Source organism: Paenibacillus sp. NN59 (assembly GCF_057597225.1).
Genome location: NZ_CP199678.1, coordinates 6,531,112 through 6,544,791, shown reverse-complemented (window position 1 = coordinate 6,544,791; position 13,680 = coordinate 6,531,112). Strand labels below are relative to the sequence as shown.

The 13,680-nt window shown below is 48.2% G+C and carries 10 protein-coding genes; all 10 read left to right on the top strand.

Features of this window, described 5'->3' with window-relative positions:
- Positions 1-11: 11 nt before the first annotated feature.
- The 10 genes from ACT89M_RS28440 (at position 12) to ACT89M_RS28395 (ending at position 13,670) form a co-directional block, all read left to right on the top strand.
- Complete coding sequence (locus tag ACT89M_RS28440) at positions 12-2,009, top strand: DHH family phosphoesterase (protein ID WP_090923574.1); 1,998 nt, start codon at positions 12-14, stop codon at positions 2,007-2,009.
- A complete protein-coding gene (gene rplI, locus ACT89M_RS28435) occupies positions 2,006-2,449 on the top strand; it encodes a 50S ribosomal protein L9 (RefSeq protein ID WP_090923573.1) in 444 nt (147 codons plus the stop codon). Before ACT89M_RS28440 ends, rplI begins: the two co-directional genes overlap by 4 nt.
- A 1-nt stretch (position 2,450) precedes the next feature.
- On the top strand, positions 2,451-3,812 hold the full coding sequence (dnaB, locus tag ACT89M_RS28430; RefSeq protein WP_090923572.1) for a replicative DNA helicase: 1,362 nt from the start codon (positions 2,451-2,453) through the stop codon (positions 3,810-3,812).
- Positions 3,813-4,257: 445 nt separating this feature from the next.
- Positions 4,258-5,544, top strand: a complete 1,287-nt coding sequence (locus ACT89M_RS28425) for an adenylosuccinate synthase (protein ID WP_090923571.1) — start codon at positions 4,258-4,260, stop codon at positions 5,542-5,544.
- Between the two features lie 161 nt (positions 5,545-5,705).
- On the top strand, positions 5,706-6,392 hold the full coding sequence (locus ACT89M_RS28420; protein WP_154889672.1) for a hypothetical protein: 687 nt from the start codon (positions 5,706-5,708) through the stop codon (positions 6,390-6,392).
- Between the two features lie 389 nt (positions 6,393-6,781).
- The gene (locus ACT89M_RS28415) at positions 6,782-7,540 is read left to right on the top strand and encodes a class I SAM-dependent methyltransferase (RefSeq protein ID WP_154890312.1); all 759 of its coding nucleotides are present in this window, start codon (positions 6,782-6,784) and stop codon (positions 7,538-7,540) included.
- A gap of 469 nt (positions 7,541-8,009) precedes the next feature.
- On the top strand, positions 8,010-9,542 hold the full coding sequence (locus ACT89M_RS28410) for a peptidoglycan DD-metalloendopeptidase family protein (RefSeq protein ID WP_154960427.1): 1,533 nt from the start codon (positions 8,010-8,012) through the stop codon (positions 9,540-9,542).
- Between the two features lie 291 nt (positions 9,543-9,833).
- Positions 9,834-10,556, top strand: a complete 723-nt coding sequence (yycF, locus tag ACT89M_RS28405) for a response regulator YycF (RefSeq protein ID WP_154889677.1) — start codon at positions 9,834-9,836, stop codon at positions 10,554-10,556.
- Positions 10,556-12,406, top strand: a complete 1,851-nt coding sequence (walK, locus tag ACT89M_RS28400; RefSeq protein WP_154889679.1) for a cell wall metabolism sensor histidine kinase WalK — start codon at positions 10,556-10,558, stop codon at positions 12,404-12,406. The genes yycF and walK overlap by 1 nt, the downstream gene beginning before the upstream one ends.
- Positions 12,390-13,670 carry a YycH family regulatory protein gene (locus tag ACT89M_RS28395; protein WP_154889681.1) on the top strand — a complete coding sequence of 427 codons (1,281 nt, stop codon included), beginning with the start codon at positions 12,390-12,392 and terminating at the stop codon, positions 13,668-13,670. The genes walK and ACT89M_RS28395 overlap by 17 nt, the downstream gene beginning before the upstream one ends.
- Positions 13,671-13,680: the final 10 nt, after the last annotated feature.

Below are 13,680 nucleotides of genomic sequence, written 5' to 3'. Positions count from 1 at the left end.
GGTGATGAGTCATGCCTAAATTTCTAAAGAAACGCTGGCACGGCTATTATACCGTATGGGCGTTCATACTGCTGTTGCTACTAGTGATGTTAGTTACTATCTATAACTGGACGCTTGGTTTGATTAGTCTGATACTGGCTTCGGCGCTGGGAATCGTCATGATCAAGGCAGAACTTGCATTCCGCCGCGAGCTTAATGACTATATTAATGGCCTTACCATTCGTATTAAACGTATGGAAGGTGAGGCGGTTAGCATGCTTCCCTTCGGAATTGTGCTGTATAGCGAGGATCGTACGATAGAGTGGCACAACCGCTTCGTTGCAGATATGTTCCATGAGAAGACGGTCGTCGGCAGCTCACTGCTTAACTTGTTCCCACATCTTCCCCAGCCGAAGGAGAAGAAGGATAAGGATGGATCCAAAGAACCTTCCCCCAAGGAATTCCATGATGAATTCCAACTGGATGATCGGTATTACGGTGTAATTCACAACCCGCAGGAGCGGTACGTATATGTGTACGAGATCACCGAGTTAGCTATATTGCGGGATAAATATGAGAATGAACGTATTGCGCTGGGTATTCTCGTTCTGGACAATCTGGATGAGGCTGCTCAAGGCATGGATGACCAACAACGTACAGCGCTGATCGCACGAGTTGCCAGTGAGATTACAGCCTGGGCAAAGCAATATGGCGTGTATCTCCGTCGTCTTTCGTCGGATCGTTACTTGATGATGCTGAATCATAAGTCTCTGCAGGAGCTTGAACAGAGCCGGTTTGTTATTCTGGATGAAGTTCGGGAGATGACAGCCGATCTGAAAGTGCCGATGACGCTAAGCGTTGGCCTTGCATCGGGTTCAGACAGCATCAGCGAGATGGGAGAACTGGCACAATCCAGTCTGGATATGGCACTTGGACGAGGCGGAGATCAAGCGGCTGTGAAGTCGGGTCAGCGTTTATCGTTTTACGGTGGTAAGTCCAATGCAGTGGAGAAGCGCACACGCGTCAGAGCGCGGGTTATTGCTCACGCCTTGCGGGACTTGATGCAGGAAAGTGACCGTGTAATCGTTATGGGTCATAAAATGCCGGATATGGATGCCATCGGTGCATCCATTGGGGTATGGAAGGCAGCGAGTCTGTACAACGTTGAGGCTCGTATTGTGCTGGACGGTATGAATCCTTCTATTGAACGGCTGATGGAACAGGTCAACAAGGACGAGAAGTTGTCCAAAGCTTTGATATCACCGGAGCAAGCGACGCAGCTGATGACAGAGCACACACTGCTGGTTGTTGTGGATACCCACAAGGCTTCAATGACGATGGAACCTAAACTGGTGCAATCTGCAACGCGTGTGGTGGTCGTGGATCACCATCGCCGGGGTGAGGAATTTATTAATGATGCAGTACTGATCTATCTGGAACCGTACGCTTCGTCTGCCGCTGAACTTGTTACGGAGCTTCTGCAATATATTCACGAAAAGGTACAGTTCACTCCACTTGAAGCAACGGCCCTACTTGCCGGCATCACGCTGGATACGAAGCATTTTGCACTGCATACCGGCTCCAGAACGTTTGAAGCAGCGGGCTTCCTTCGTCGTAGTGGTGCAGATACCATTATGGTCCAGAAGCTGATGAAAGAGGATCTGTCAGAATATATTGCTAAGGCAGAAATCATAAAGCATGCTAAAATGGTATATGGGAACATTGCGCTGGCGGTCACTGGCCCTGGCAACAAGATCTCACAGATGATGATCGCCCAGGTGGCGGACACATTGCTGAACATGACCGACGTGGTCGCTTCATTTGTCATCAGTGAGCGAACGGATGGACTGATTGGCATCAGTGCAAGATCACTGGGTCGCATGAATGTTCAGGTCGTTATGGAACGATTAGGTGGCGGCGGTCACTTAACCAATGCTGCAGTGCAGCTTGAAGGAACGCTGGGAGAAGCGGAGAAACGGCTGATGAACGTCCTGGCTGAAATCGAAAAGGAAGAGGGGTTATTCGAATGAAAGTCATTTTTATAAAAGATATGAAGGGTCAAGGCAAGAAGGGGCAAGTGAAGGAAGTATCTGAGGGTTATGCACAGAACTTCCTGTTGCCACGGGGAATTGTTCGTCCGGCAACGGAGGGTAACATGAAGACTCTGGACAATCAGAAGGCAGCGGAAGAAAGACTTAAGCAGGAAGAGAAAGCGGAAGCTGAAGCACTTGCGAAAAAGCTGGAGGCAGAAGTAACGGAACTCAAGGCAAAAGCGGGTGAGGGCGGCCGTCTGTTCGGTGCCATTACGAGCAAACAGATCGCGGAAGCTTTGTCAAAAAAGGGCCTGAAAATAGATAAGCGCAAAATTGAGCTGGATGATCCGATCCGTACGCTCGGTGTAACGCAAGTGATCGTCAAGGTTCACCCTGAGGTGAAGGCAACCTTGAAGGTACAGGTAACGGAGGAGTAAGATGGGCGGCGAAATGTTATTCGACCGGGTCCCCCCGCAGAACCTAGAGGCCGAACAGGCTGTGCTGGGTGCAATCCTGTTGCAGGGCGAAGCTCTGATTACAGCGATGGAACGGGTGCAAACCGAGGATTTCTACGATAAGCCCCATCAATTGATATATGAAGCGATGATCCAGCTAGGTGAGGAAAATCAACCGATTGACCTTGTTACGCTGACTTCGCGTCTGAAGGATAAAGGTGAGCTGGAGGACATCGGTGGCGTTAGCTACCTTGCCAAGCTTGCTCACGGTGTGCCAACAGCGGCCAACGTGGATTATTATGCGCAGATTATCGAAGAGAAATCGATGCTTCGTCGTCTGATTCGCACAGCTACGCAGATTGTAAGTGAAGGCTACACAGGTGGAGAAGATGTTGCAGGTATGCTCGGGGAAGCGGAGCGCCGCATCTTGGAGATTTCCAACAGACGCTCCAGTAGTGGTTTTATCGCCATCCAGGATGTTCTCATGGAAGTGTTCGACAAGGTCGAAACGTTGCATCAGAACCGGGGAACGACAACAGGAATCCCTTCCGGCTTCATCGATTTGGACAAGATGACCGCTGGATTCCAGCGTAGCGACTTGATTATTGTAGCGGCGCGTCCATCTGTAGGTAAGACCGCCTTTGCTTTGAATATCGCTCAGAACGTAGGCATCAGGGCACAAGAAACGGTAGCCATCTTCAGTCTGGAGATGTCCGCGGCACAGCTCGTACAACGGATGATCTGCGCCGAGGCCAATCTGGATGCGGGAGTTCTTCGTACAGGGGAATTCAAAGGCGATGAAGACTGGCAGAAGCTGACCATGGGGATTGCTGCTCTCAACGAAGCCAACATCTACATCGACGATACGCCAGGGATTACGGTAGCTGATATTCGTGCGAAATGCCGTCGTCTGAAAAAAGAGAAGGGTCTCGGTATGATTCTGATCGACTACCTTCAATTGATTAGTGGACGTGGTAAAGCCGGGGAGAACCGTCAACAAGAGGTATCCGAGATTTCACGTACGCTGAAACAGATTGGCCGGGAACTGGAAGTTCCGGTTATCGCCTTGTCTCAGCTTAGCCGGGGTGTAGAGCAACGGCAGGATAAACGTCCGATGATGAGTGACTTGCGGGAATCCGGTTCGATCGAGCAAGATGCTGATATCGTAGCCTTCCTGTACCGGGATGACTACTACAACCAGGAAACCGAGAAGAAAAATATTATTGAGATCATTATTGCTAAACAGCGTAATGGTCCGGTAGGAACCGTAGAATTAGTCTTCTTGAAAAACTTTAATAAATTCGTCAATTACGAGAGGGCACATAATGATGCCTTCGCGATGTAGCGGATAGACTGCGATTACTCTAAGCAGGGGTACACAGGCTATCCGATACAACCAGTAATAGGAGATTAGCTTGGTCGGATATCAGGATCTATACCATATGTAGCGTCAATCCATTGCAAATATAAAAGTACCGGTGAAAATGCAGTCAAGGTAACAAGACTGGGATCACCGGTTTTTTTACTGTGAAATTCGGTCATAATTCCGAACATTAAGCAAGTGGCATATATAATTGTTCGCCATTTCATTTGACTTTGAAAAAGGGGACTGGTACACTAATATTGCTGCGTTAAAGCAGCGCAAACCTTCCCTTGAATGTAACGGAAGGACATTTTTACTGTCCGTTAGCACGCTTCTCAGTCGGTTTATTGCGTAACATGCCTGCCGGGATAGAGGACGGACAGACCAATACAAAGGTGCGCAAGGCACCCACGGAGGTATGTTAACTATGTCAACGGTAGTTGTAGTGGGAACGCAATGGGGAGACGAAGGAAAAGGTAAAATCACGGATTATTTGGCGGAGAGCGCTGACGTGGTGGCTCGTTACCAAGGAGGTAACAATGCTGGCCATACGATCCTGATCGACAACAAAAAATATAAATTGACGATGATTCCATCGGGTATCTTTTACACAGACAAAGCTTGTGTGATTGGTAACGGTATGGTTATCAACCCGAAGGCACTTATCGAAGAAATTAATTATATTCATGATAACGGATTTACAACGAAAAACCTGTCCATCAGTGAGCGTGCACATATCATCCTGCCTTATCATATGGTTCTGGATGCACTGGAGGAAGAGAGTAAAGGCCCGAACAAAATCGGTACAACCGGCAAAGGGATCGGTCCTTGTTACATGGACAAATCTGCCCGGATCGGTATCCGCATGGTGGATCTGCTGGATGCAGAAGATTTCGAATTGAAATTGCGTCATCTGGTTAAAGAGAAAAATCGTGTTATCGAGCAAGTTTACAACGGTACTCCGGTTGATGTAGAAGAGATTCTGAAGGATTACCTCGGCTATGCAGAAATTCTTCGTCCTTATGTGAAGGATACATCGGTTGTGCTGAATGATTCCATTGATGAGAATAAAAAAGTACTGTTTGAAGGCGCACAAGGCGTGATGCTGGACCTTGACCAAGGTACGTATCCATATGTGACTTCTTCCAATCCGTCTGCAGGCGGCGTATGTATAGGTTCGGGTGTTGGTCCAGCACGCATTCAGCAAGTTATTGGCGTAGCGAAAGCATACACAACTCGTGTAGGTGACGGCCCATTCCCTACCGAATTGCATGATGCGATCGGCGACCAGATTCGTGAGACAGGCCATGAGTACGGAACAGTAACTGGACGTCCGCGCCGTGTGGGCTGGTTTGACAGTGTGGTTGTTCGTCACGCTCGTCGTGTAAGTGGCATCACAGGGCTGTCCTTGAACTCATTGGACGTTATGACAGGTCTGGATACCGTAAAAATCTGCACAGGTTACAAATTCCGTGGTGAAGTAATCACTCACTACCCGGCAAGCCTCAAAATGCTGGCTGAATGTGAAGCCGTATACGAAGAAATGCCAGGTTGGAGTGAGGACATTACAGGAGCGAAGAAGCTGGAAGATCTGCCGGTGAACACACAGAACTACGTGAAGCGTGTATCTGAACTGACAGGTATTCCGATCGCGATCTTCTCTGTAGGTCGTAACCGTGAGCAGACAAATCAGGTTCTGCCAATCTACGTATAACATGATATATGAATGATAGATCTACCTCCAGTTGTTGCTACTCAGCGGCGACTGGAGGTTTTTTGTGTCTGTTTCGGATATAATCCCGAGATTTCCGTCAATACTGGCTAACAGGATATACGTTGAACGAATGATATGTATATGGAGGGAGAAAAACAGAGATGAAGTTGCTGATGTGGTTTGTCAAAATGGTGCTTATCGTGTTGCTGGTCAGTTCACTGACGTTGCTTACGACAGGTTTAATCGTGCAATCGTATGCCAAGTCATTGCTAGCCAGTTTTAATATACAGTGGGAAGGTCAGCCCATGGGTCTGATGGGCATGTTCCAAGGGGCCTTGGGAGACAAGCAGTCTAGTGAGGGAGAAAAGTCAGAGGATCCGTCTACGGATCAGCGAGCGGGAACGAAAGAGGAAAAGGCTCCGGAGAATTCAATTTCGGTGATGGGCAACGGAACGACGAACTCCGGAACCTCCAGCAACGATGAAACGGGCGGAGCAGGAGCAAGCGGGGATTCTGGAAATGGAACCGTAGATGGCAACGGAACAGCGGCTGGACGTGACACGTCGAGTGGTCAAGAAGCGAACAGTAACCATGCAAAGGGCAATGATGCAATCGTTGTTACACCGGATGATATTACAGGCGCCAAAAACAAACTGCCGACGGAGGAAAAAGAACGTATTTTCACTCTGCTGATGAACAAGTTACCCCAAAAGGAAATGCAACAGATCTCAGGAGCGATGGAGGGTGGACTGACCGAGCAGGAACTGCGAGAGATTGAACAGGTGATCTCGAAGTATCTTACGAGTGAAGAATACGATGATTTGATGCAAGTACTGCAAGCGGAATAAAAAGGGTCGCGGTACCTTCTTAGCCCCGTATCCTCCAACTAATAACCAGTTAAACTGGGGAAATGTTACATTCATGTTGAAATCCATGATTCATTCCCCATATAATTGCATGAAATAGTAGAGAACGTACCCAGGAGGAAGAGTATATGAGAATGAACCGTAAAGAACACGATATATAACAACAGAACCTCTCTTTAACACCGGCTCTCAGGCCAAGGAGTCGTGGCCCTCCGTTCATGCCTTTGTACCAGAGGTACGTTGTACCGATACCGGAGAAAAGCATGAAATGGACTATTGGAGGCCTAATAACTATGAAGACATCGAATAATGCAGGTTCTAAAAATACGATAAATACATCATCAATGATGCCGGCTGAACAACTTGCTGCAATGAAGGAACGATTTGAGCAAGGATTAAAGGAAGCAGAACAGCCCTTCCATGGTTGGGATTTTGGATATATTACGGATAATGGGCGGATGCAGAGTGGTGTGTTGTGCTGGTCTTACGACGAGATGGCACGGAGTTGTATGAAGGATGCGAAGCGAATGCTGGATATGGGCACAGGCGGTGGTGAGCTGCTGTCGAGCCTGCATCCGTTACCGTCATACACTTGTGCAACGGAAGGATACGCTCCAAATATAGCGATTGCGAAGGATCGTCTTAGCCCGTTAGGCGTAAATGTGTATCCTGTAACGGATGATTCTCAGCTTCCTTTTGCAGATGGGGAATTTGATCTAATTCTCAATCGGCATGAATCGTATGATCCACGGGAAGTCCGGCGCTTGCTTTCAGAAGGTGGAGTGTTTCTGACACAGCAGGTAGGTTGGTCGGATTGCCGTGAGATCAATGATCGATTAGGCATCCCAATGCCATCTGATTATGCTGGATGGGAGCTCGATTTCGCCGTAGATCAGATGGTGAGAAACGGTTTTCACATCTGGGATCAGCGTGAAGCTACGCCTGTACAGCGTTTCTATGATATCGGGGCTCTGGTTTATTATCTAAACACCATCCCGTGGCAAGTACCAGATTTTACAGTAGAACGATTCCGTGAACCATTATGGGAGATCCATCTGGAGATGGAGCGGCATGGATTCTGGGAAGTGCAACAAAAGCGGTTTATTATAGGAGCAACCAAGAATAAGTGAAAATGAATCTTGCTTTAAGCGTGATGAGCCTGCCAGACTAAGAATAGAACAAGTCGATTTTAATCCTTCATCAGAGGTATTCTGATGGGGGATTTTTTTGTATTTACATGAAAAATTGAATGCAATTCAGTAGGTCTTAGAACCTAGTCTTAGATTGAGATAAAAAGTACATAGTATAACTGGAGTTGAGGCATAATGGGTGATGGAACAGACGCTCTAACCTATGGATATATCAGGGAAACCAGATAGGACGCGGATTTTTCTTGTGAGGATAAGAGTTGAAATGACTGTAAAACCTGTGTTAAAGTATACGGGTGTGATAAAAGGTTAAAATTTTGACACTTTTAAGAGCACAGCTAAAGTCCTGCTTTTTTAAATAATCATAACAATGAACTTACTTGCATAAGACTCACCATGAGGTGAAGTCCGATTCAAATGCGGATTAAGAAGTGCTGAAAAGGAGAGAATCATGAAAGGTTTCAGAGGCAAACGCCAACCGGATCAACACCGGGTACACGAACAATCCGGAGAACACCGGACGGCCGAAGACAAAAACAGCATGAGCATGTCCAACTTCAGTTCAAATAAGAAAAGAATTTTGTCATCGCGCAAATGGATCATTACCGCAACTTGTGGCATTCTGATTGCAGCATCGGTTGGATTCGGAGTTAAGCAATATGTGGCTTCCAATACGGTTCCTTATTATAAGGTTATAGTCAAAGGCACTGAAGTTGGAACCATTGCCAACGAGGCACAACTGCAGCAGTTGTTTGCGAAAAAAACCGAAGAATACCGGGAGAAGTATCCGGATGCAGAGATGGTGCTGAACACAGACGGAATTACAACGGAAACGGTAAGGGCATATAAACCCGAAGTGAACAGCGAGCAAACGCTGGACAAACTGGGCAACATGTTAACGGCTTATGCCAAAGGCGTGGAGCTTAAAGTGAACGGTGAAGTCGTCGGCATTGTGAAGGATCAGGAAACGGCAGACAAGATCCTGCAACAAGTACAGAGCAAATACATACCGGCATCGGCTGTGCGAAGCTCACTGAAAACCAAGTCGGTATCGGCGAATTCTTCTAAAAAGGATAACGGGCCAAGTACAACGTTAAAATCCGTAGACATCAAAGAAGAAGTGACAACGGATACGGTGAAGGCGGACCCGAATAAAATATGGGATGAGTCCGAGGCGGTTAAAGCTTTAACCGTTGGTAAAGACGCGCCTGTAACCTATGTAGTGCGAGAAGGAGATACGATCTCTTCGATCGCAGCCAAATATGAGATTACACAAAGCGAGATTCGTAAACATAACCCGGGCATCAAGGAGACATCCCTCCAGATTGGACAGGAGTTGACTCTGACCGTACCAAAGCCGGCAATCACGGTTAAATCGGTGGAGCAAGTGGTAGAACAGATTGAAGTGAAACCACAGGTTGAGGTGCGCAAAAGTGCTGAGCTGAAGGCAGGTACGACGAAAGTGGTTCGTCCAGGCCAAAGCGGGCTAAAAAATATGCAGTATCGCATCACCAAAGAAAACGGCGAAGTCGTTCGCGAAGAATGGCTGGGTCAGGAAGTTCTCAAAACTGCGGTGACTGAGGTAGTGCTGAGCGGAACTAAAGTGGTTGGCGAAGGCACAGGACAGTTTGCATGGCCTGTATCCAATGCGACGATGAGCAGCAGCTTCGGTCAACGTTGGGGGCGTCAGCACAAAGGTGTCGATCTGGTCGGTAATCGCGATGTGAAATCTGCAGATGAAGGTGTAGTTACTTTTGCAGGCCAAAAGAGCGGTTATGGGAATGTCATCATTATTAACCATCGCAACGGATATGAAACACTTTACGGTCACTTGAATAGCATCAGTGTTGATGTTGGCCAAGTGGTGGAAAAGGGCGACAGTATCGGCGTGATGGGCAATACCGGACGTTCCACAGGAACACATCTGCATTTTGAGATTTTGAAAAATGGTACAGCAGAAAATCCGATGACTTATCTGAATTAAGGATATATCACGATATTGAGTATAGTACACAAGGCATCGCTTCACCATGCTGAGATAAGAACAAGGCCCGCTGTTTAGCTGGCCTTGTTTTTTTGGTGTGAAATATTTCTACAGGAAACGGCTTCCAAGAGGGGGATCGGGATGTGACGGTGCCTCAGGTATGTTAAACTAGAGAGTATAAGTCGTTGACTATATTCAACACACAACATGATATGGACTATAAGCAATACAATAGATTAGAGAGACAGCGCCAGTGGCGGATTAAGCAGGATATAGGGGTGAATTCAGCCGATGCAGGGAAAGATTTTGGTGGTGGACGACGAGCAGCCCATCGCAGATATTCTGAAGTTTAATTTGGAAAAAGAGGGATACGAGGTCATCTGTGCGTTTGATGGTATTCGTGCGGTCGAACTGGCGTTATCCGAGAAACCGGATCTGATGCTTCTGGATCTGATGCTTCCGGGCAAGGACGGGATGGATGTGTGCCGCGAGGTGCGTGCTCATCTGGAGGTCCCGATTATTATGCTGACAGCCAAAGATGGAGAGATCGATAAAGTACTCGGTCTGGAACTAGGCGCAGATGATTATGTAACCAAACCTTTTAGCACACGGGAGTTGCTCGCACGGGTCAAGGCTCAGATGCGCAGACAACAGAAACCTACAGCGATTGTAGAAGCGCCAGAGGAAGAAGGGAAGCAGATCCTGCGGCTGTTTGATCTGGCTTTTGATATGGACATGTATACGGCGTACAAGGGCGGAGAACCGCTTGATCTGACGCATCGGGAATATGAGCTACTCTATTATATGGCCAAGCATTCGGGCAAAGTCATGACACGAGAGCATCTGTTGCAAGCTGTATGGGGATACGAGTATTTTGGAGATGTGCGTACAGTGGATGTGACGATTCGCAGGCTACGGGAGAAGATTGAAGAAAATCCGAGCAAGCCGGAAACGATTCTGACTCGCCGGGGGCTTGGTTATCTCGTGCGCAGTGCCAAAAGCGTGGGGATATAATGGGCCGATTCTCGCAATTTTCGTTCTTTCGAACGATTCAGGCGAAATTAATTATTATATATGTGCTGCTGATTCTAATTGCGATGCAATTGATCGGGGTTTATTTTGTAAGTGCGATGAAGAACTCGCTCACTAGCAACTTTACAGAAGATTTGCAGGCACGGGCAGAGATGCTCTCAGTGTTAGTCGGTCAGACGATGGCTGGTGGAGAAGCGGAGGGTGGAGAGGACAAAACGGAGAACCTGCGTGTCCTGGTAAACAATCTGTTCAACATCAACGGTGCCGAGATTCAGGTGCTGGATGCCAGCGGCAAGGTGCTTACGACTTCGCTAAGTTCACATTCCGATTATATTGGGCGAAAAAATACCCAGACCGTTGTCAGCCGTGCATTGCAAGGCATTCGGGATAATGAGGAATATATCGTAGACGAGGATAATGTCCGCAAAAAAGTCGTGGCCAAGCCAGTTTTAACCGGCGGCAAAATTATTGGTGCAGTCTACATCGCCGCTTCGATGAACGAGCTGTACGCGACGATGGAAGGCATTAACAAGATTTTCATATCCGGTATTCTGATCGCCTTGGTATTAACGGCGGTACTCGGTGTCATTCTGTCACATACGATCACCCAGCCGATTAAGGAAGTGACAAGGCGGGCAACCGCGGTCGCAGAAGGGAACTTCGATCAGCAGACACCGGTATTTGGCACAGATGAGATTGGTCAGCTTAGCCAGGCATTTAACTATATGACCAGCAGGCTGCGAGATGCTCTTTCCCAGAACGAAGAGGAGAAAGAGAAGCTGACCTCGATCCTGACCAATATGAGTGATGGTGTTGTTGCGACGGATGAGCATGGCAAAGTCATTCTCGTCAACCGCCGTGCCAGCAACATTCTCGGCATGCGCCCATCGGATATTGAAGGCAGGCACTTTGCTGTCCTGCTGGGTATTGATCCGGAGGACGCGGAAGCACTGGCAAGTGGTTTCACCGGCTCAACATTGCTCCAGATTGCTCCGGCAGGTCAGGAAGAGCCGGTCGTGATTCGCATGACGTTCACTCCTGTACACCGGCGTGAGCTGGGGATCACCGGCACAATTGCTGTACTTCAGGATGTAACGGAGCAGGAAGAACTGGAAAACTCCCGGCGTGAGTTTGTAGCAAATGTATCGCATGAGCTGCGTACACCGCTCACCACGATTAAAAGTTACGCCGAAGCGCTGGATGATGGGGCATTGGAAGACCCGCAGCTGGCGGGACGTTTTGTCGGTGTAATTCAGAATGAGACCGAGCGCATGATCCGTTTGGTGACGGACCTATTGCACCTGTCCAGACTGGATTCCAAGGAAGCATTGCTACGCAAGCAACCTATCGATATTTTGGAGATGCTGGAGGAAGTCACGGATCGATTCTCCTTCCAGATGCACCAGAAGGACATTCAGTCTGTCCTGTCTGTGGAAAATGATATTCCAGCAGTTCCACTCGATCGGGATCAGATTGATCAGGTTCTGGACAATGTAGTGTCCAACGCATTGAAATATACGCTGGAGGGCGGCACCATTACGATCGCTGCCCGGCGCAGCGATGAGCATACGTTAGCTATCTCCGTATCTGACACAGGTATGGGTATTCCGCAACGTGATTTGGATCGGATATTTGAGCGTTTTTACCGCGTTGACAAAGCTCGCTCTCGCAGCATGGGGGGCACAGGGCTTGGATTGTCCATTGCCCGGGAAATTGTAAAAGCTCACGATGGAAACATCTCTCTTGAGTCTGAGGTAGACGTTGGCACAACGGTAACGTTCACATTGCCAATGCGTGATAAGGGAGGTGAGCACCTTGAAGGAACGGATTAAATCTCTGGTGCTCGCTTCACTGGTTGCAGCCAGTCTGATCCAGAGTTATTTCCTGATCTATCGTCTTCCTGGGGGCGGTGACTCTGTGGTGACCTCGGAGACAAACTACGTGAAGACCGAAAATATGGGCCAAGAGCGTAATATTGAGGAGTTAATTTTCCCGAATCAGATGATTATTCATCTGGGTCAGGATAAACATACGGTGTTTTACCCTGGCAACACGTTCTATCAATTGATCTATTCCAGGCTGAAAGGCCGGACGTTCGAGGATTTTCAGCGTCGCAATGTGCAGTCGGTGAATTGGGATCAGATTCGTAAGGAGAGTCCCGGCTTTGAGTTGTCGTTTAAGGAAGGCATGCCAGTGGCCTTGTTACAGCGAGTGATGCGCTTAGGAACAGATTCTCTTTTTCAAGGAGAGACAATCAACCGTATCGCTATATATACAACTCCAGATGAGACAAAGGCTCATGCGCTTTTTTTCAGTGCCAAGGGGGATGTGGTCTATGAGGCCACACAGGCCGACTTGACGGTGCAGGATGTGCAGCAACATGTCGATTTTGGGACGAGCTGGACACCGTACACGCTAATGGAAGGCGGATATTATATTCCGACGCAGGCACTGGATACGATTGAGGCAGATGTGCCGACAGGGCAGTTCACGGTAGAGCAGATGCAGCGCAGTCTGTTCACTGATCCAAGCATGACCCGGAATATTCGGGAAAAAGATGGATCAGAGATTTATACGGATAGCAAACGTAGTCTGCAAGTGAAGCAGGAGCAACGCTGGATCAGCTATACAGACCCGGCGGCACCGCCAGCTGGACAGAGTGATGCGTCCAAGGACGCACTGTTTGCGGTTGACTTTGTCAATCAGCATGGTGGCTGGAAAGGGCGCTCACACATGATGCTCAAATCAGCTGACAACAAAACGAAGTTGCAGTTCCAGCAGTATTACGGCAGTTACCCAATCTTGGATTCGATGCAATTCCGTTTCGGCACGATCAACATGGAAATGCAGCAGGAGACGGTATCTAGTTATGAACGATCTTTGGAATATTTGAACGAAGGTGCGGAGACGAAGAAGTCCATCAAGTTGCCCGGCGGGGATAAACTGAAAAATCTGATCCGCAAAGTAGCGGGTGAAAACCGTAAAGTCGTGGATGTATACCCGGCATATCGTCCATCTGCGATGGAGGATGGGTTGCGGCTGATCCCGGTTTGGGTGATCCGCTTTGGCAACGGTGAGGAGACGACGGTGTCTTAGCTTAGTCTCA